At 63.0% G+C, this 19,908-nt stretch carries 18 protein-coding genes and 3 rRNA genes (1 of these 21 cut by a window edge); 2 read left to right on the forward strand and 19 right to left on the reverse strand.

All coding sequences use genetic code 11. The features are described 5' to 3' along the window. Positions 1-60 precede the first annotated feature (60 nt). From sucD to IEX97_RS00255, 3 genes are all read right to left on the reverse strand, one after another. Positions 61-963, reverse strand: coding sequence for a succinate--CoA ligase subunit alpha (gene sucD, locus IEX97_RS00245; RefSeq protein ID WP_188880454.1), 903 nt, complete (start codon positions 961-963; stop codon positions 61-63). Next, positions 960-2,138, reverse strand: a complete 1,179-nt coding sequence (gene sucC / locus IEX97_RS00250) for an ADP-forming succinate--CoA ligase subunit beta (protein WP_188880455.1) — start codon at positions 2,136-2,138, stop codon at positions 960-962. The genes sucD and sucC overlap by 4 nt, the downstream gene beginning before the upstream one ends. A 132-nt stretch (positions 2,139-2,270) precedes the next feature. Continuing rightward, a complete protein-coding gene (locus IEX97_RS00255; protein WP_188880456.1) occupies positions 2,271-2,657 on the reverse strand; it encodes a hypothetical protein in 387 nt (128 codons plus the stop codon). A gap of 167 nt (positions 2,658-2,824) precedes the next feature. Between IEX97_RS00255 and IEX97_RS00260 the strand changes: the two genes are divergently transcribed. Beyond that, positions 2,825-4,312, forward strand: coding sequence for a YifB family Mg chelatase-like AAA ATPase (locus tag IEX97_RS00260; protein WP_229776172.1), 1,488 nt, complete (start codon positions 2,825-2,827; stop codon positions 4,310-4,312). A 6-nt stretch (positions 4,313-4,318) separates the two neighbouring features. Here IEX97_RS00260 and IEX97_RS00265 read toward each other — a convergent pair whose 3' ends face one another. From IEX97_RS00265 to IEX97_RS00320, 12 genes are all read right to left on the reverse strand, one after another. Then, on the reverse strand, positions 4,319-4,699 hold the full coding sequence (locus IEX97_RS00265; RefSeq protein ID WP_188880458.1) for a YraN family protein: 381 nt from the start codon (positions 4,697-4,699) through the stop codon (positions 4,319-4,321). Then, the gene (locus IEX97_RS00270) at positions 4,662-4,943 is read right to left on the reverse strand and encodes an EscU/YscU/HrcU family type III secretion system export apparatus switch protein (protein ID WP_188880459.1); all 282 of its coding nucleotides are present in this window, start codon (positions 4,941-4,943) and stop codon (positions 4,662-4,664) included. Before IEX97_RS00270 ends, IEX97_RS00265 begins: the two co-directional genes overlap by 38 nt. Beyond that, positions 4,940-5,860 carry a hypothetical protein gene (locus tag IEX97_RS00275; RefSeq protein WP_188880460.1) on the reverse strand — a complete coding sequence of 307 codons (921 nt, stop codon included), beginning with the start codon at positions 5,858-5,860 and terminating at the stop codon, positions 4,940-4,942. The genes IEX97_RS00270 and IEX97_RS00275 overlap by 4 nt, the downstream gene beginning before the upstream one ends. Before the next feature lie 75 nt (positions 5,861-5,935). Next, positions 5,936-6,688 (reverse strand): ribonuclease HII, encoded by a 753-nt coding sequence (locus tag IEX97_RS00280; protein ID WP_229776154.1) that lies wholly within the window; start codon positions 6,686-6,688, stop codon positions 5,936-5,938. Positions 6,689-6,812: 124 nt separating this feature from the next. Then, positions 6,813-7,748, reverse strand: coding sequence for a ribosome biogenesis GTPase YlqF (ylqF, locus tag IEX97_RS00285; protein ID WP_188880461.1), 936 nt, complete (start codon positions 7,746-7,748; stop codon positions 6,813-6,815). Positions 7,749-7,949: 201 nt separating this feature from the next. Beyond that, complete coding sequence (rplS, locus tag IEX97_RS00290; RefSeq protein ID WP_188880462.1) at positions 7,950-8,300, reverse strand: 50S ribosomal protein L19; 351 nt, start codon at positions 8,298-8,300, stop codon at positions 7,950-7,952. A gap of 194 nt (positions 8,301-8,494) precedes the next feature. Continuing rightward, positions 8,495-9,283, reverse strand: coding sequence for a hypothetical protein (locus IEX97_RS00295; protein ID WP_188880463.1), 789 nt, complete (start codon positions 9,281-9,283; stop codon positions 8,495-8,497). Then, positions 9,280-10,929 (reverse strand): US12 family protein, encoded by a 1,650-nt coding sequence (locus IEX97_RS00300; protein WP_188880464.1) that lies wholly within the window; start codon positions 10,927-10,929, stop codon positions 9,280-9,282. Before IEX97_RS00300 ends, IEX97_RS00295 begins: the two co-directional genes overlap by 4 nt. Next, entirely contained in the window at positions 10,916-12,184 is a 1,269-nt protein-coding gene (locus IEX97_RS00305; protein WP_188880465.1) for an O-antigen ligase family protein, read from the reverse strand. Before IEX97_RS00305 ends, IEX97_RS00300 begins: the two co-directional genes overlap by 14 nt. A gap of 115 nt (positions 12,185-12,299) precedes the next feature. Further along, a complete protein-coding gene (locus IEX97_RS00310) occupies positions 12,300-12,761 on the reverse strand; it encodes an acyl-CoA thioesterase (RefSeq protein ID WP_229776155.1) in 462 nt (153 codons plus the stop codon). A gap of 92 nt (positions 12,762-12,853) precedes the next feature. Next, positions 12,854-13,090 carry a hypothetical protein gene (locus tag IEX97_RS00315; RefSeq protein WP_188880466.1) on the reverse strand — a complete coding sequence of 79 codons (237 nt, stop codon included), beginning with the start codon at positions 13,088-13,090 and terminating at the stop codon, positions 12,854-12,856. 61 nt (positions 13,091-13,151) lie between these two features. Next, on the reverse strand, positions 13,152-14,156 hold the full coding sequence (locus tag IEX97_RS00320) for a M23 family metallopeptidase (RefSeq protein WP_229776157.1): 1,005 nt from the start codon (positions 14,154-14,156) through the stop codon (positions 13,152-13,154). A 215-nt stretch (positions 14,157-14,371) separates the two neighbouring features. Here IEX97_RS00320 and IEX97_RS00325 point away from each other — a divergent pair, with 215 nt between their 5' ends. After that, positions 14,372-14,776, forward strand: coding sequence for an acyl-CoA thioesterase (locus IEX97_RS00325; RefSeq protein ID WP_188880535.1), 405 nt, complete (start codon positions 14,372-14,374; stop codon positions 14,774-14,776). 9 nt (positions 14,777-14,785) lie between these two features. Here IEX97_RS00325 and IEX97_RS00330 read toward each other — a convergent pair whose 3' ends face one another. From IEX97_RS00330 to IEX97_RS00345, 4 genes are all read right to left on the reverse strand, one after another. Beyond that, entirely contained in the window at positions 14,786-15,727 is a 942-nt protein-coding gene (locus IEX97_RS00330; protein WP_188880467.1) for an RluA family pseudouridine synthase, read from the reverse strand. A 405-nt stretch (positions 15,728-16,132) separates the two neighbouring features. Then, positions 16,133-16,249 (reverse strand): 5S ribosomal RNA (gene rrf, locus IEX97_RS00335). 221 nt (positions 16,250-16,470) lie between these two features. Next, positions 16,471-19,428, reverse strand: a 23S ribosomal RNA gene (locus IEX97_RS00340). A gap of 137 nt (positions 19,429-19,565) precedes the next feature. After that, a 16S ribosomal RNA gene (locus IEX97_RS00345) occupies positions 19,566-19,908 on the reverse strand; it runs 1,216 nt beyond the window's last position. Together the 16S, 23S and 5S rRNA genes form the textbook arrangement of a ribosomal RNA operon.

Genomic DNA, 19,908 nt, shown 5'->3' on the forward strand with positions numbered 1-19,908 from the left:
CACCCCAAACGGGGTGGAAAGCGGGTGGCAAAAGGCGGACGCCTGCCGGGTTGTACGACGTCATTCGCTCAGGCAGCGCGACAACAGGCCGCGCTCCTGCAGCACCTCATACAGCGTCGAACCCATCTCGGACGGGGTCGGCGCCACCCGGATACCGCACTCCTGCATCTTTTGGATCTTCGACGCGGCTGTACCGCTCCCGCCGGACACAATCGCCCCTGCGTGCCCCATCCGGCGTCCCGGGGGCGCGGTGGCGCCGGCGATGAAACCGACCACCGGTTTCGTCATATGGTCGCGAATCCACTCGGCCGCCTGCTCCTCGGCCGTGCCGCCGATCTCGCCAATCATGATGACCGCTTCGGTGTCGGGATCGTCGTTGAACATCTTGAGGACGTCGATGAACTCCGTGCCCTTCACCGGGTCACCGCCGATGCCGACGGCCGTCGACTGGCCGATGCCGCGGACGGTCAACTGGTACACCGCCTCGTAGGTAAGCGTCCCGCTGCGCGAGACGACACCCACCCGGCCGGGCTTGTGGATGTACCCCGGCATGATCCCAATCTTGCACTCGCCCGGCGTGATGACGCCCGGGCAATTCGGGCCGATGAGGCGGGTGTGCTTGCCTTCCATGAACCGCTTGACCTTCACCATGTCGAGGACCGGGATGCCTTCGGTGATGCAGATGACGAGGTCCAGTCCAGCATCCACCGCCTCCATGATGGCGTCCGCCGCAAACGGCGCCGGGACATAGATCACGGACGCATTGGCGCCCGTCGCGCGCACAGCCTGCTCCACGGTGTCGAACACCGGGACGCCTTCCACCGTGGTGCCGCCCTTGCCGGGCGTCACCCCGCCCACCACCTTGGTCCCGTACTCGATGGCCTGCTTGGTGTGAAACAACCCCTGCGATCCCGTGATGCCCTGCGTGATGACGCGCGTCTCCTTGTTCACCAGGATGCTCATCGGACTTCCCCCTTGTTGCCGCCGACCAGCGCCACGATGCGTTGCGCCGCTTCTGCCAGCGAGTCTGCCGCCACGATGTTGAGCCCGGACTCGTTCAGGATCTGCTTGCCCAATGCCACGTTGGTGCCTTCCAAGCGGACCACGAGCGGCTTGTCCAATCCGACCTGCCTTGCAGCGGCCACCACGCCGTTGGCGATCACGTCGCACTTCATGATGCCGCCGAAGATGTTGACGAGGATCCCTTGGACGTTCGGATCCGACAGGATGATGCGGAACGCCTGCGTGACCTTCTCCTCCGAGGCTCCGCCCCCCACATCCAAGAAGTTGGCCGGTTGCCCGCCGTAATGTTTGATGGTGTCCATCGTCGCCATCGCCAGGCCGGCGCCGTTGACCATGCAGCCGATGTTGCCGTCGAGCGCGATGTAACTAAGGCCGTACTTGGACGCCTCCACCTCCTTCGGGTCCTCTTCGTCGAGATCGCGCAACTCCGCCAGCTCCGGATGGCGGAAGAGCGCATTGTCGTCGAAGTTGATCTTGGCGTCGAGGGCCATGACATCTCCGTCCCGGGTCACGACCAACGGATTGATCTCCGCCACCGAGCAGTCCTTGTCGACAAAACACTGGTACAGCCCCAACATGAATTTGACCGCCTTGTTGACCAGCGGTCCGGGGATGCCGATGGAAAACGCGAGGTTGCGGGCTTGGAAGGGAAGAAGTCCGACCGCGGGATCGACCGTTTCGCGGAAGATCTTCTCCGGGTGCCGCGCTGCCACTTCTTCAATCTCCATACCGCCTTCCGCCGACGCCATCATCACGACGCGCCCGGCGTTGCGGTCGATGACCAAGCCTATGTAGTACTCTTTGTCAATGTCGGTCAGTTGTTCAATCAGCAACCGCCTGACCACACGGCCCTGCGGGCCCGTCTGGTGGGTGACCAGGGTTTTTCCGAGCAGGTCGCGGGCGTGCTGCGCCACTTCGTCCAAAGACCGCGCGAGCTTGACACCGCCAGCCTTGCCACGTCCGCCGGCGTGGATCTGGGCCTTGACGACCGCCTGGCCGCCGAGTTCCTTCGCGATGGCGACCGCTTCGTCGACGGTGAAGGCCACCTTGCCTTTGGGCACGGCCACGCCGTACTGGGCGAGGACCTGCTTGGCCTGGTACTCGTGAATGTTCATGGCAGCAACTCCTCCTCTGCTGTCTGCTCACAGACGCCAAGGCTTGTGCGTCAGAGCCCTTCTCTAAGATAGATTACCCGGCAGCCTTTGACAACCTGCAGCAAAGAAGCCCAGTCCCCGCAAACGGTCTGGTCACCACGCCAAGCGGACGCCCGCCGCCACGAGCGACAACAACAAGCTCGCCAGAAACACCGTCAGCATCCGCTTCGCGACACGCCGGTCGGGGGGTGACGCCAAGCTGAGCAAACCGCCTGCCGTCCCGATGCTCCAGGTGAACAGCACGCTGCCGAGCCCACCGCGCCAAGGAACGCAACTGGCCAACGCGCTCACCGCCGCGGATGCCGCCAACGCTGCGGCGATCCCGTCGAGGACGCCGAACCTTGGCTGCGCTGGAAAGGGAATGGTTTTGGACTTGCGCCTCGCCCGCCATTGGTTCAAATCAATCACCTGACCGCGCCCCGTCCCTCCTTTCGGCCGGCTGCCTCGCGGTGTCCTCTCCCTGCGCGTCGGACGCGCCATGCTTCATTCCCCCAGCGTGCGCGGAGGCGAGGAGGGTCGGCCGCCAGCGTTCCCCTCGACGATAGCGGTTTCTCCCCTACGTCATGGCCCGCCCGCACACGAGTTGTTATTTAAAAAATATATCGTCTCCGGCCTGTTGCCACCACGTGATGGATGAAGAAAGGGTGATGCGCATGTACGGTACAGCCATGGGCGCCGTGCTCGACGGCGTCGACGGGATGTTGATCCGCGTCGAAGCGGATGTGAGTCACGGCCTGCCCCAGTTTTCCATCGTCGGGCTGCCGGACTCCGCGGTCAACGAATCCCGCTTGCGCATCCGCGCGGCGCTGCGCAATGCCGGGATTGAATTCCCGAACCGGCGCATCACGGTGAACCTCTCGCCGGCCAGCTTTCGCAAACGCGGCGCCGGACTCGATTTGGCCATCGCGATCGCGATGCTGCGCGCGGCAGGTATCGTCCCGCCGCACTCCGGCAGCGCATGGGGCTTCGCTGCGGAGCTGCGGCTCGATGGTTCCCTCGCACCTGTACAGGGGCTGGTGAATCTCGGGCTCGCATTCTGTCGCCACGGGCTCCCCTGCGCGGTGCTCGCCCGCGACCAGGCGGATGACTGCCTGCCGGTGCCGGGACTTGCCTGGCTGTCGTTTTCCAGCCTGGCGGAGGTGGTCACCGCCTTGCGCCAACCGGACCGCGCTTGCTCGGCAGAGCTGCACCCGGCTGCCTGCTGGGAGATGGGTGTCGATCTGCTCGACATGGCTGAACTCTCCGGGATGGCGGAAGCGAAGCGCGCACTCGCCATCGCCGCCGCGGGCCGGCTGCACGCGCTCTTGATAGGCCCGCCAGGGTGTGGCAAGACCTCGTTGGCAGAACGGTTCGCCACCATCCTCCCCAATCTGTCCGAAATGGAAGCGCTCGAGGTGCACGCCATTTTCCAAGCCGCCGGCCTGGAGCCTCCGCGCTCCCGCCGCCCGGTCACCCGTTCGCCGCACCACTCGGTCACCGCAGCCGGACTGATCGGCGGCGGCAATCAGTTGCTCCCCGGCGAGGTGACGCTCGCGCACCACGGCGTCCTGTTTTTGGATGAGCTGCTGGAGTTCTCCCGGCCGGTGCTCGACAGCATCCGTGAACCCCTCGTCACCAAGTCGGTCCGGTTGACCCGCAACGCGCGCACCACCCGGCTGCCTGCCGATTTCATCCTCATTGCTGCTTGCAACCCCTGCCCATGCGGTCAGCGAGGCTTTGGCGAGTGCCGCTGCCCCGACGCGGCCGTCACCCGGTACTGGGCCAATCTTTCGGGCCCGCTGCTCGACCGGATTGACCTGCTCATCCCGGTGGGCCCGCGCCAGCACGGAACCCGGGCGGCGGAGAGCTGGGATGAAGCCCTCTCCTCCCGGCAATGGCGGGCCCGGGTAGAGGCTGCCCAAGCCCGCCTTGCCTGCTGGCGTACTGCGGGACAAAGTCCCGCGATGGACCAAGGCGCGGCCCACCTGCTCACGCGGGCGGCGCGGACACTGCGTTGGTCGCAACGCGCACTGGCTTCAGCCCGCCACATCGCGGCGACCATCGCAGCCCTGGACGGGCAGGACGGTGTCACCACCCGGCATGTGGAAGAAGCCATCGCGTGGCGGATGCCGCCCTCTCCCGCACCCGCGCGTTGACTGGCGTCACCACGCGACGTCGTCGGTGATGCGGCGCACGTGCCGAAACTGCCCTACCATCCCGTCCGCCACGTCGACCGCAATCAGATCGAAACGAACCTCCGCAGCCGCAAACCCTGGCGTCTGCGCGACGAACTGCCGCGCGACGCGCAACAACCGGTTCACCTTGCGGGCGTCCACCGATTCTTCCGGGGTGCCGTACCTGTCCGTCTGACGAGTGCGCACCTCGACCATCACAAGCGTCTCCCCGTCGAGCGCGACCAAGTCGAGTTCGCCGCGGCGCGTGCGCCAGTTGCGCGCCACCACCCGCCAACCCAGACAGCGTTCGACGTATTCTGCCGCAAACTGTTCACCCAGGCGCCCGATGTCCGTCCTGTTCGCGCGCACGGTACACCACCGCCAACACTTCCGCCACCACAGGATACAACTCAGGCGGAATGACGCTGTCGACCTCAAGCGCCATCAACGCGTCGACCAACGCGGGGTCTTCGTGGATGGGGACGTCCGCAGCGCGGGCCGCGCGCAATATCGCTTCCGCCACGGCGCCCGCGCCTTTGGCCGTGACGCGCGGCGCCGCGTCCCGCGACTGTTCGTAACGCAGCGCGACCGCCCGCCGCCACTTCGGGGTCATGGCGCATCTGCCTCCTCCGCCAACGGACCGACCGACCACCGGATGAGCGTCCACCCGGACGCTTCGAGTCCGGCGCGCAACGCGTCCGCCTGCGCGCGCAGGTTTTGCTGCAACCGCCTGTCGTCCGTCGCGATGTGCAGAAACAACGCCGGCTGCGCGGCGAGCATGTCGATGCGCACGGGCGACCCGCCATACCATACCGTCAATTGCACGCGGTGCACCAAGCGGTTTCCTGCGAGCCGCGTCCAGCGTTCAGCCGACCACGGCACCGCGCGCGCATGGTCAGCAGACGATGTGTCCGCACCCGGCTGTTCGCCGGAAACACGCCACGCCGCCGGGAAAAACAGGCCGTCTCCGGTCTGTGGCTGGCCTTCCGCACGCACGGCCGCCCGCAGCCGGTCCGCGAGGATGGCGCGCCGCAGCGGCGCCGGCTGCCGCACAAACTGCTCTTTGTTCACCGTTTGCAACGGGACGATGGCGCCCGGCACACGGCCCTCCCACACCCAGCGCGGCGTTCCTTCCGGTACGTTGCCACCATCCGAGACAGCGGGACCATGGCGGAGCGAAGGTACACCATCTTGTGCCAGTTCCTCCAGGAGGCGCCATAACGCGGGAGCCGCCGCCTCCTCGCCGCCCGGTGCACCGGCTGCCGCCACCACCAGCCAGGGACGCCAGGCCCACTCCGTACGCTCCCACCTTGGGTCGGCAAGCAACGCCAGCGGCATCTGCGCACTCGCCGACCACGCGCGCGGGACGGCCTCACCCTCTGCGCCGCGTGCGGATGAAACGGCCTCCGTGCGCTCGGTCCGGGCAGGGGTCGGCGCTGCCTGAGCAGGTCCGCCCCGTCCTGCCGGTTCGGGCGGCCGTGCCCGCTCGACCGGGGATGTTTGGGACACACCGCGAATCTGGGCATCCATCGTCTCCCCTCCTGCGCGCCGTGACACCGTGTATCGTGGTGGAACGCATGCGGGTTTGCCGCGGCCCGAATCATATCACAGCAACGGATCCGCACATGGCGCAAAACCGCTGTGCGTAAGAGGACGCGGCTGTCCCCGGCCGCTTCCTGCGTACGCCTGCTGCTCCCGCCGCGGCTCCCCGCGCAGAACACGCTGAACCGGCGCAAACGACCGCCGGTGCTCCGGACACACCCCGTATGCCGCCAACGCCCGCAGGTGATCCGGCGTCGCGTATCCGGCGTTTTGCGCGAACCCGTACACAGCATACCGTTCACCAAGCCGCGCCATATGGCGATCGCGCACCACCTTGGCCACGATGGACGCCGCTGCGATGGACAGGCAGGTGGCATCCCCGTCGACCACCGGCACCACGCGAACACCTGCAGGCACTTGGGCCGGCACGTGCGGTCCGTCGACCAGCGCCACCTCGACACCGTGCAAACCTTGCAGTGCCCGCCCCATCGCCAACCGGGAAGCTTCGAGGATGTTCCATTGGTCAATCTCGCCTGCCGTCGCATACGCCACAGAAACTTGGCGGGCATGCCGGAGTATGTACGCGTACATCTCTTCCCGTTGCGCCTTGCGTAAAGCTTTCGAGTCGTGAATGCCGATCCACCGTTCGGGCGGCCCGTCCAATACCACCGCGGCACAGACCACCGGGCCCGCCAAACAGCCTCGCCCGGCTTCGTCCACCCCGGCGACCACCCCTGCGCCAAGCCGCAGTTCCTGCTCCCGCTGCCATAAACGCATGGCGATCTCGCGCATGCGCTGTCGTCTCGCTGCCTGCATGTTCATTCCGTCCTTCGCTTCCCACACGCGAACATCCTGTCTCTTGATGACCAGTCTACCGATCCTTTCGGCATTTGGCCAGCACGTCGAGGAGAACATTTGTTCTCCCGCATCAACCCTGCCTTCATCCCTCATCCTCAGTTCCAGGCTCATCCTTCCGTGCCGCTTCGTCCAAGCGCTCCTGTGGCGCCCACTCGAACGTCATCCGGCCGATCCGGCCTGTCTGGACCTCGCGCAACACCAGCTCGCTCGCGCGCTCCGCGTCGGGCACCCCCCCTTGCCGCAACATCCCGCGCCGACGGGCGATCTCTTGCAGCACAGGTTCCACCATCTCCCAGGCGGTTTGTGCATCCGTCCACGTGCCTTGCGGAAGTTCTGTCAGACCGTATCGTGCTTGCAGCAACTGCGGATAATGGCGGGCGGCAAAGAGCAGAAAATAAGCACAGACGGAAGGAATATCCAACACCTCGGACTTGATGGCCCCGCTGACCGCCAATTTGTACGCCGTGTGTTCATCGTCCAACTTGGGCCACAGGACGCCCGGTGTATCGAGCAATTCGACGTGTCCGAGGCGAATCCACTGCGCAGCCTTCGTCACGCCAGGGAGGTCACCCGTCTTCGTTGCCGCCCTGCCGGCGAGGCGATTGATGAGCGACGATTTCCCAACGTTCGGAATCCCCACCACCATCGTCCGGACGGGCCGAGGACGCAGGCCGCGCTGCCGTTCCCTGGCGCGTTTCTCGGCCACCGCCTCTTCCCATACGGCAAACAAAGCGCGCACGCCTTCGCCGCTGCGGGCATCCACCCCCACGACCTTGGCACCTTGGCGTTGCAAAAACCATTCCCAACGCCGCGTCTGCAGAGGATCGGCCAGGTCAATCCGCGTCATCACCACGGCGCGCGGTTTCTGACCCGCGATCTGGCGCAGCATTGGATTGGCGCTCGCCTGCGGCAATCTGGCGTCCACCAGTTCCGTCACCACGTCGACCAGCGCGAGCGCCTCTTGGATCTGCCGCTTCGCCTTCGCCATGTGCCCCGGAAACCAATGAATCGGTTGCATCCTGCTCACCTCCGCCGGTACGTGCATCCGTCCGCCTCATTGTACCCTGCAGCGGTGACGATACCAATGGGCGCTCCGTCAAGGCAGGAAATAAAAAAGGAGGCCACTCCCCGGCCTCCTGCCAAATCCGGCCAGTCCGCGCGCAAGCGGACCCACCGGCGCGGGTGCGCGCCCATCACGGCGAGCCGCAACCCATGCCGCTTATCGCTGATCCTTATCCTTGATGCGCGCCGCTTTGCCTGACAGGCCACGCAGATAGTACAACCGCGCGCGGCGCACCTTACCCCGCCGGACGACCTCAATCTTCTCCACGTTCGGCGAATGCAGCGGGAACGTGCGCTCCACGCCGACGCCGTACGAGATCTTGCGCACCGTGTACGTCTCGCTGATCCCGCTGCCGCGGCGCCGGATGACGATGCCTTCAAACACCTGCACCCGTTCGCGCTGGCCTTCGCGGACCTTTACATGGACGCGCACCGTATCCCCAGGGCGAAAATCCGGGATGTCCGACCGCAACTGGTCTTGCGTCACCGCCCGCAGGATGTCCAACATGGTACGGCCTCCTTCCCGTTCGTGTTCATGTCAGCACACCTGACAGAGGACCACGTAGTCACACGCTCTCCACTATAACATACGCCGCTGATGCGAGACAAGGGAAATCCGCGGGGCGTCTGCGCACTGCAGGACCGCGGTCTCAGGCTGTCCCCTGGTTGCGCCCGCAGCGCGACGCCCGGCAGACGCACCGCTTAACCCTGATGGCTCATCCCCACCAACTGTCCGAACAGGTCATTGGGGAGTTTGACCTCGGCGTCTTTGTTATCAAAGTCGAAAAACATCGCATCCGTGTCGATCTCCACCGCGCCGACGGCCGCGATGGCCCCGACGGTCGCCGTCTGGACCTCGTGCAATGCGCCGTCTTTTGTCCCGACATAAAACGTGTACAGCACGGCGGCGGAAGGTCCGCTCGCGATGGGCGCCCCGTTCCACAAGCCCAACGGCCGCTCCGCTGCCATCGGGATGGTCGCTTGATACACATGGCAGTATTGATCGATCACGTACGTATCCGGCAACTGGAACACAGAAACGCCTCGTGCCTGCGCCCATGTCATGATGTGCTGGTAGGGCGCGAACGCATCCAGATTGAACATGGGGCTCGTTTGACTCCACCGTTTGTACTCCTGTACGTACGCCACTTTCCCTTGCTGGTAGAAACGCGTGTTCGAATTCAACGAGTGAAAGCTCAGCAAGGCCATGTCCGGCGCATGGACCATGCCGTAGACGCTGAATTGGCTGTGCAAAGGCCCTTGCGCGACATCCACGTCCATCTTCACTTTATACAGACGAACCATCCGCGATCGCGCCACCGCGAGCCGAAGCACCGTCCAACCGTCCTTCACCAAGCTCGCCTGCGTTTGCTCAGTGGATGCCTGCATCGACATCACGCCCGGTGTGGGAGCGCACCCGGCCAGCAAGCCCGCCATCAGCCCCGCACACATCACCGTCAGCCACCGCCTCGGGCTATCTGGTCTGGTCATCCCTGGTTCGCTCCTCTCGCACGCCATCGCAACACCCAACCTGCCGCCAGCACTGCGGCGAGCAACGCCGAAGTCACCGGAACCACAGGCAGGTCGTGGCGCTTGAGCACAACAAACTTTCCGCTCGCATACACGCCCGCGATCACGTACGTCGGTCCGCCCTTGGTGAACTGGACCGGTGTCACGTTCACCACGTTGGTGTGATAGACCCGCCAATTGCGGTACAACTGGCCGTCGCGGTACGTGTACGACGAAAAATAGCGGATGGGGTTGTCGCGCAACAAGCTCGGATCGTCGGTGATGATCTCCGGATACTGGTCATGGTCGAGCTTGAGCGCCGCCTCAAAGCGCATGGTCGGGCTGGTGGCCGTGTACAGCTTGCGCCATGTGCCGTTCGCTTCCACCTGCAGGATAAAGGCGGGACTTGTGTTGACAAACACCGCATCCCGTCCCGAGTTGTCGACAGGGCCAATCACGATGTCATTCGGAAGCGGCATCCGGGCGCTCGAACGGTAGGTCGCCACCACGCGCCCCGGTGCCGGCGTCAGCGACACCACCTGCAGGACGTTCGCCCCTTCAACCAGCACCTGCCGTGCGCCCGGCGCGGTGAATGCGCCGTAACCCACCACCGCCGTCCCGGCGACCGGCACGTTCACCCGCGTCCCATCGATCCGGCCGACGAGCCTGCCGCCATCGATGGCGAGCGTCGGCGCCAGCGGCCGCACGCCCAGCTGGCGGAGGACATCGCGCCAGTCCGCAATCTCCTGTTGCCGGGTCGCTTGAGCAAGGTTCAATACATCCGCCGGCAGGTTGGCCGTATCGAACGTCAAGCGCACCGCTTGCCGCGGATCGACCGTGGGGTCCATGAATTGGACCAATTTCCCGTTTTCCAGCATCCACCCCGCGCGTGTAAACGGAAAAAATGAGCGCACCAATCCGTTCGGATCCACCGCGGCCAAGTCCTCAGGAGGCGGTGATACCTCCACAAACCGGCCGTCCGTTTGCCGGATTTCCACAAACTCATACCGATGTCCATAGTTTACCAACAAATCGTTGAGGTCATTCGGGTGTTGACCCAGGGTTTTCGCAGTGGAAAGCAATTCATCCCGATGCTCGACCACGTTGGTCAATGAAAGCACCGCTTCGCCGCTCCGGGTGTGCACCACCACAAACGGCGGGGCCGTCATGTCCGCCGGATTCAAGCGAAGCCGGCCGTAGTACACCACGTCAAAATGCGTCAGAAACGGCCACTCGCTCATGGGAAGCCACAGGTTGGCGAGAAACACCGCGACCGCCGCCGCCGCCATCCCGAGGAGCCTCACCCGTGCGAAAATCCACGCCAGCGCCATCAAACCGCAGGTCATCAGCAAAGCCCCGCCCACCATGGCACCTGCGGGGAAGGTCGCCAAACTCGCGATGCCATTGCCGAGCAGGAGGGAAAACAGCGTCAACACGATCCAGCGTCGGCGCCACTGCGGGGGGATGCTCACGACAAAGAGCAGGATCAGTACGAACAACCCGATCACGCCAAAGAGCGCATAGTCTTCGACCATCGGCGTGATCAACCAGACGTTGACGGCGTTGACGAACAACGCCCAAGCTGCGTAACCAAGGAGCGCCATCCAACGACCGTCAAACCTCCGCATGTTCGTCCTCCCCTGCCTGTGCCCAGATCAACAACAGCGCGGCATAGACAAAATAGGTGGCCGCCATCGGCGCAAACTCAAACACGTTTTCCAGGCTGTTGTGGATGAGGACGGCCAACAACCCGGTCACGCCGCCGATCATCACATACCGTTTCTTCCCCCGCACCGCCGAAATGCACTTTTGAAACAGGTCACGAAACAAAGCGAGGTGCATGGCGATGAACAACGTCAAGCCGATGATCCCGGTCTCCCCGAGCGTCTTGGCATAGTAGTTGTCCGAGTACGTGCCGTTCAAATAAATCGCCGCCACGGCGCCGCCGTAATGCCCCACCCCGATGCCGAGGAGCGGATTGGTGCTCATCGTATCGAACGCGGTGAGCCAGCGGGCGATGCGTCCGGCCTGAGCCGACTTGATCCAATATACCGGTGTGAGCAGATCCTCGATGCGGTGGTGAATCGGCGGAACAAAAAACGCAGCCAACGCCAGCAGCAAGAGAAGGATGAGCAGCCTGCGCTCAAAGAGCACCGCCATCACGAACACCGCGAGGGCCAGCGCCATCCATGCCCCGCGCGTGAACGTCAACAACATCGCTATCAGGCAAAACAGCGCACCCGCCGCATAGACCCATTTACGCAGCCGGTGTTGCTCATATAAAGAGAAGCCAATCAACAAGGGGCTCATCAACGCCATGTACGATCCCAACTCGTTCGGACTCTGCAGGACGGAGAAGACCCTCGTCCGGACATGTTCGCCGACGTTCACCCACGCCGATGGGGTCGGCGTCTTCATGATATACTGGTAAATTCCATGCAACCCGATGAGGATGGCGAGGCTGACGCCGAGATGCAACAGTTTGGGTACGTCCTTCGCTTCCACTGCAAACGGCAGCAAGAGCGCGTACAGGATGTAATAGACATCGATGCGGAATCCCTGAATGGCCACGACCGGGTGGGCCAAACCTGCGAACATCAGCCCCATGGTGAAGAGGATGAACCAACCCGCAAACCGGTACCAAGTGTGAAACGCGGGCCGGAATCCAGCCACATAACGCAACCCTGCCCATACGGCAAGGACGATCAGTACCACCTTATCCCAAATCACACCGACAGGGTGAATGCCGTGCATACGCAATGTAAAATCCACCAACGGAAAGATGGCGAGCGCGTAAGGTATCCATCTGAGCCAGCGGTGCTGGAGCATGCTCACCCCGACATTTGTCTTCGTGTACGACACCGCCTCAGCTTGTCCCATCATCCATGTCACTCCACTCGTCAAACTGAGTCCGAAGGATAGCATACCGCCTGCTGGTCTTGGCAGACAACCACCACGGGAAGGAGGATGGCTTCGCCCGCAAGACGACCAGAACCGATCACACAAGAGGCGGACTGGACCGCATCTTGCGTTCCTCGCGACGCCGTTGCCTCATCTCGTAGCGAAGCGGTGCCGTCGCATGATGCCACTTTTCTTCTTCTGTCTCCGGGATCACGGGCGGAACCGGAACCGGGCGCCCGTCATCGCCGAGCGCCACAAACGTCAAATAGGAGGTTCCGTTCAGTTTGACTTCCCCCGTCATGAGGTTTTCCGTCTCAATCTTCACGAAGACCTCCATGGACGTGCGGTGCGTCCACGTCACAAACGCCTCCAACCGAATCGCTTCTCCGACGCGGATAGGCTGCAGGAAGTCAAAGCTGTCGGTCGATGCGGTGACGACGGTACGCCGCGCGTGGCGCATGCCGGCAATGCTGGCGATTTTGTCCACGTACGCCATCACGCGACCGCCGAACATCGTCCCCAGGTTGTTGGTATCCGGCGGCAGGACGAGATCGGTCATGATGGTGCGCGAAAGCGAAGCAGGCTTCCCTTCGATGGCACACCGCCCCCCACTCTGTATGCGTGGCTCATCATGTGACGAAATCGCGTGGTTCAAAACAGACGCCAATGCCGCCGCCGCACGACATGGCCCGGCATGCTCGGCGGCAGGTCGATCCGCTTCTGCCGGCGCCATCCTTGAACGGCCAACACCAACAAATACATCGCCAACAAGATGATGCAAGCATCGACCACCCACGCCGCTGCCCGGATCCTGGACAGGAGCGCGATGACTTCAAACACGATGCTGATGATGATGAATCCCGTGAGCCGGCGTCGCACGAACCCCATCCTCCTCCGCATACTCACGCTCATTGTACGAGGAAAGATGGGGACAATTCAACGAGAGGCGTCATCGATTTGCATAGATCACGTGTTGCGGCAGCCGTTCCCATTGCGCCAACAGCGGGGAAGGATTGAACGCCCATTCGTGCCTGCCCGTGTCTTTGTACAACCCAAAATGCAAATGGGGCGGAAACTTGCCGCTCGTCCCAGGTGGACCGTACCCGCTGCTGCCCACGTAACCAATGACCTGGCCAGGTTGCACCACGTCGCCGCGACGCAATCCCTTGGCGAAGCTGGATAAATGCGCATAGTAATAGTACACATTATGGAGATCCCGGATCCCAATCCGCCAGCCCCCGTACCGGTTCCATCCCTTGAGTTCCACATATCCGTAACAAGACGCCAGCACCGGCGTACCGTAGTGGGCGAAAATGTCCACGCCTTCGTGGATGCGCCGCCCGCCCCAGCTTCGTCCTGCCCCGAACGTGTGCTTCACGGTATACGGGTACCGTTTGGGGATCGGGAAGCAATGGCCGGTTGGATTCCAGCCAAAGCGCTGGTAAATCCGCGCAAACCCATTGACCCTGTCCACCGCGACGGGGTCTTGAAACATCTCCCATACCGCTTCCTCGACCTCCGACTCACCCACGTGGTGATCGATCCAGCGTGCCATAGCCAAAACCCGATCACGCGCGTCCCACGGCACCGCCAGACCATCGTGATCGCCGTCGAGACCTAAGCCGCCGAACAGCCGGATGGTGAAGGGATGATAGTCGTACGGCTGTGGATTGGCGATCCCCGACCAAAGGGCGGGATGAAATGCATACCCGTAGTAAGGCGCTTCCTCACGTACGGATTTGGGTTTGGTGAGTTCGGCGTACCGGTCAATGGCGGCCAGATACGGCCAAGGCACGTCATAACGGGCTGCCGCCTCCCGGTAGATGGGCAACAGTTCTTCCGACGACGGAAGCGATGCGGTCACCTGTGCACCGGAACGGGGCGAACCGGTGACACTGCCGACCAGTACGGCAAGCGCGGCGAGAGACATCCGTCCTTGACGGGAAACGTTCATGGATGAGGCACCTCATGCGTTGATGCTTCCCTTGCACGCGGACCTCCAGGGTCTTTGCCGCGAGCCGCAAGGGAGCCCTGCGGTACGAAGGATATCTGCACGTTACCTTGTCCGGTCGCAGGCGAGGATATGCGAATGCCGCCGTACATGAACCATGCACGGGGAAGCACGGGTGTGGTAAACTTGAACACGCGACATGCTGGAGGTTGGACGCAGTGGAATCGGAGATCTGCATCACCGTGCGGTCGACGGACATCGATGTCAATGGTCATGTCAACAACGCGAAATATCTGGAATACCTCGAGTGGGGACGCGACGACTGGTTTGAACGGACGGGCTCGGATTACGACACGCTGCTCGCCGAAGGCATCATCACCGTCATGGTGCACTTGGAAGCCAACTACCGGCACGAAGTTCGTAAGAATGAGCAACTCGCGGTGCGGACGCGGTTGTTGCGTGTCGGTCGGACCAGTTTCACCATGCATCAAGAGATATTCCGCCTGCCGGAGCGAGAACTTGTGTTCGACGCAGATGTCGTATTGGTCTGCATCTCGACGACCCAGCGCAGCCCTGTGCCCGTCCCGGCGTCCATCCGCCGCTGTGCGCCGGATACGCCATAAGGCCAGGGGTTAAAACGCCTGGGCGCGCGCAATCATCTCGGACGTATAACCCAAGCGGCGCAATGCGGCCACAAAATTCGCCGGCAACGGCGCAAAAAAGCGCTGTCCGTCTTCCATTTCCAACCACGCTGCGTGCAGCCATTGGTGGGATGGACCTGCTGCACCTCGATCCAACGGACCTCCGTATTTGACATCCCCCCACAAGGGATACCCAGCATTCTGGAAGTGCGCCCGAATCTGATGCGTGCGTCCACTGACAAGTTCCACCTTGACGACACTGGTTTTCCCGCACGCCACCTGAACTTCGTACCGCGTGACCGCGGTGCGCCCCGCAGGATCGACGCGGGTTCGATTGCTGTGCGGATCGCGCACCAATTCCGAGGTGAACTCGCCTGGCGATGGTGGGTGACCCTTGACGATGGCGAGGTACCATTTCCGGATGCGTCGTGCCTCGATGGCCGCAGTAAGACGCTGCGTCGCTGCCGCCGATTTACCGAATATGACCAATCCACTTGTATTTCTATCCAGACGGTGGACGGGTGCCGGCATGAATACCCTTTCTTCGAGGCCGCCCGTGCGATAGAGATACGCCCAGACGCGATTGACCAAAGTGTCTTTGTATTCTCCAGGCGCGCCGTGGGTCAAGAGACCGGCCGGCTTATTGACGATGAGCATATGCTCGTCTTCGTACACGATGTCGAGATCGGTCGGTACCCCGGCAAATTTTCTCTCGTTGCGGCGAACGTTGGCAAAGTCGTCCTCCGCCATGAAGATGCGGATGGTATCACCCGCCTCCAGCACGTCATCCGGCTTGGCCTTTTGGCCATTGCGCCGGACTCTCCCGACGCGGAGCATCTTGTAAATCCCGGACAACGGCATGCCCGGAAGCAGTGTGCGCAACCAGCGGTGCATTTTTTTCCCCGCATCTGCCGGGCCAATCGTAAAATCCATACCTGATCTGCACCCCCTCTATGTATCCCTTGTCCCGTATCCCCGGCCTTACTCCGACCGCGCCTTGCGGCGCGAGTCGTTCGGCCGGGGATACGGGACACTTTCCGTATGTATCGGTGTGCGGGCAAGCTGCCACCGGCTCTGTCCGTACCCCGCGCGCTACACCTGCGCCTGGCGGCAGGTAACGTGCGCTTGGGGATACAGGACACCGTGGGTATGTACCGGTGCGGGTGAGTTGCCACCCGCCTTGGGCCCCGTATCACCGGGCGCGCGACGCACGCACAAGGCGTGGTCGGAGCGCGCCCGGGGATACGGGCCGTTGAAGCAGGTCGTGCCTCCGAAATGCGAAAGGGGAGAGCGGTTGGCGTTTGCCAAGCCTCGCTCTCCCCTTCGCCTTCCTCGCTCGCCTGGCAGCGTCCTACTTTCCCGGGAGCTCCCGCTCCCAGTATCCTCGGCGCTGGAGGGCTTAACGGTCGTGTTCGGGATGGGTACGCGTGTTTCCCCTCCGCTATGGCCACCAGGCTTTCGTGTCCCTGTATCCCCGGCCTCACTCCAACCGCGCCTGTCGGCGCGAGTCGTTCGGCCGGGGATACGGGACACTTTTCGTATGTATAGGTGTGCGGGCGAGTTGTCACCCGGCTTGGGCCCCGTATCCCCAAGCGCGCGACGCACGCACAAGGCGTGGCCGGAGCGCGCCCGGGGATACGGGACATCCTTGGGACCTGGATAAGGCGACGCGACATCAGGTGAAGCCCTCGACCCATTCGTATCCGTCCGCTCCACGTGTCACCACGCTTCCACGCCGGACCGATCTACCTCATCGTCTCTGAGGGGTCTTACTCCCTTCCCGGGATGGGATACGTCATCTCGAGGCGGGCTTCGCGCTTAGATGCTTTCAGCGCTTATCCCTCACCGACTTGGCTACCCAGCGCTGCTCCTGGCGGAACAACTGGGACACCAGCGGTCGGTTCGTCCCGGTCCTCTCGTACTAGGGACCAACCCTCTCACGTATCCTCCGCCCGCGGCAGATAGGGACCGAACTGTCTCACGACGTTCTGAACCCAGCTCGCGTACCGCTTTAATGGGCGAACAGCCCAACCCTTGGGACCGGCTTCAGCCCCAGGATGCGATGAGCCGACATCGAGGTGCCAAACCTCCCCGTCGATGTGGACTCTTGGGGGAGATCAGCCTGTTATCCCCGGGGTAGCTTTTATCCGTTGCGCGATGGCCCTTCCACTCAGTGCCACCGGGTCACTAAGCCCGACTTTCGTCCCTGCTCGACCTGTCCGTCTCGCAGTCAAGCTCCCTTCTGCCTTTGCACTCCACGCGCGATTTCCATCCGCGCTGAGGGAACCTTTGGGCGCCTCCGTTACCTTTTGGGAGGCGACCGCCCCAGTCAAACTGCCCGCCTGACACTGTCCCCGGGTATCCACTACCCAGGTTAGAACACAGGCATATCAAGGGTGGTATCCCAACGCCGACTCCACCCAGGCTGGCGCCCAGGCTTCCCTGTCTCCCACCTATCCTGTACATGACATGCCCATATCCCATATCAAGCTGCAGTCAAGCTCCACGGGGTCTTTCCGTCTAGCCGCGGGTAACCTGCATCTTCACAGGTAGTACAATTTCACCGGGCCTCTCGTCGAGACAGCGCCCAAGTCGTTACGCCTTTCGTGCGGGTCGGAACTTACCCGACAAGGAATTTCGCTACCTTAGGACCGTTATAGTTACGGCCGCCGTTTACTGGGGCTTCAATTCGGACCTTCGGGGTCGCCCCCTGAGCCCTCCTCTTAACCTTCCAGCACCGGGCAGGCGTCAGCCCCTATACGTCGCCTTTCGGCTTCGCAGAGACCTGTGTTTTTGCTAAACAGTCGCTTGGGCCTCTTCTCTGCGGCTTGCCCTCCCGGACAAGCACCCCTTCTCCCGAAGTTACGGGGTCAGTTTGCCGAGTTCCTTGACGAGAGTTCTCCCGCGCGCCTTCGTGTCCTCCACGCGCCTACCTGTGTCGGTTTCCGGTACGGGCACCCTCGCGCTCGCTAGAGGCTTTTCTCGGCAGTGTGAAGCCCGGGACTTCGGTACTTGCCTTCCCTCCCCATCACGGCTCATGGTCCCCGGCGTGCGGATTTGCCTGCACGCCCCACTCGCCGCTTGGACGGCCCCTTCCATCCGGCCGCTTCCCTGCTCCTCCTGCGTCACCCCATCGCTCCAACGCGCTCGGGTGGTACTGGACTCTCCACCAGTTTCCCTTCGGCTACGCCTTTCGGCCTCACCTTAGGCCCCGACTTACCCTGGGCGGACGAGCCTTCCCCAGGAATCCTTAGGCTTTCGGCGGAGGGGATTCTCACCCCTCTTTTCGCTACTCATACCGGCATTCTCACTTCCGTACGCTCCACCCGGGCTCCCGCCCGGGCTTCCCCGCCTACGGAACGCTCCCCTACCACGCTGCCTTCCGGCAGCATCCAAAGCTTCGGAGGCCAGTTTAGCCCCGTTACATTTTCCGCGCAGCGTCACTCGACCAGTGAGCTATTACGCACTCTTTCAATGATGGCTGCTTCTAAGCCAACATCCTGGTTGTCTTCGCAACGCCACATCGTTCCCCACTCAACTGGCACTTCGGGTCCTTAGCTGTTGGTCCGGGCTGTTCCCCTCTCGACCACGGATCTTATCACTCGTGGTCTGACTGCCGGCCACCAACCCGGCGGCATTCGCAGTTTGACTGGGCTTGGTAACCCTCCACGGGCCCCGCACCCAATCAGCGCTCTACCTCCGCCGGTCTTAGCCGACGCTAGCCCTCAAGCTATTTCGGGGAGAACCAGCTATCTCCGGGTTCGATTGGCATTTCACCCCTACCCCCGGTTCATCCCCCGGCTTTTCAACGCCGGTGGGTTCGGGCCTCCATGCGGCGCTACCCGCACTTCACCCTGACCAGGGGTAGATCACCCGGTTTCGGGTCGATGACAGCGAACTTGCGCCCTCTTCAGACTCGCTTTCGCTCCGGCTCCGGCTCCCCGCCTTAACCTCGCTCGCCATCATCACTCGCCGGTTCATTCTACAAAAGGCACGCCGTCAGGCGGCTTCCGCCACCCTCCGACTGCTTGTGGGCACACGGTTTCAGGTCCTCTTTCACTCCGCTCCCGCGGTGCTTTTCACCTTTCCCTCACGGTACTCTCCACTATCGGTCGCCAGGGAGTATTTAGCCTTGGGAGGTGGTCCTCCCCGATTCCCACGGGATTCCTCGTGTCCCGCGGTACTCGGGCTGTGCTGCCACGAAGCCTCACAGGTTTCGCGTACGGGGCTCTCACCCTCTCCGGCCGGCCTTCCCATGCCGTTCCGCTACCTGTCAGGTTGCTCACTTCGCGTGCGGTTTGCAGCCCGCACCGCAGCACCCCCACGACCCCGCACAGGCATCGGCTGCAACCTCTCCCACCTGCGCGGTTTAGGCTCCTCCGCGTTCGCTCGCCACTACTTGCGGAATCACGTTTGTTTTCTTCTCCTCGGGGTACTAAGATGTTTCAGTTCCCCCGGTTGCCCCCGGCAGCTTCCCGCCACCGGTACTGGCCCTCCCGGCCAGTGGGTTCCCCCATTCGGACATCCACGGATCCACGCTCGCGTACAGCTCCCCGTGGCGTTTCGGCGTTCGCCCCGTCCTTCCTCGGCTCCTGGCGCCCAGGCATCCACCGTGCGCCCTTTCCATCTTCACCTGACTTCCCCGCGTCGCCTTATCCAGTTCCCAAGGTACCCAAGGGTTCCGCCCCACCTCGCCTTCCCCGTCCCGGAAAGACCAGGTGCCGCGGTTCCCTCAAAACTAAACACCCCGAAGAACCCCTACGCTCCCTAGAAAGGAGGTGATCCAGCCGCACCTTCCGATACGGCTACCTTGTTACGACTTCACCCCAGTCATCGACCCCACCTTCGGCGGCTGGCCCCCGGAGTCTCCCCCGGGTTACCTCACCGACTTCGGGTGTTGCCGACTCCCATGGTGTGACGGGCGGTGTGTACAAGGCCCGGGAACGTATTCACCGCGGCATGCTGATCCGCGATTACTAGCAATTCCGCCTTCATGCAGGCGAGTTGCAGCCTGCAATCCGAACTACGAGCGGTTTTCAGGGTTTCGCTCCGGATCGCTCCTTCGCTTCCCGTTGTCCCGCCCATTGTAGCACGTGTGTAGCCCAGGGCATCAG

The organism is Paenalicyclobacillus cellulosilyticus, assembly GCF_014647315.1.
In the GTDB taxonomy this organism is placed as follows: domain Bacteria; phylum Bacillota; class Bacilli; order Alicyclobacillales; family Alicyclobacillaceae; genus Alicyclobacillus_J; species Alicyclobacillus_J cellulosilyticus.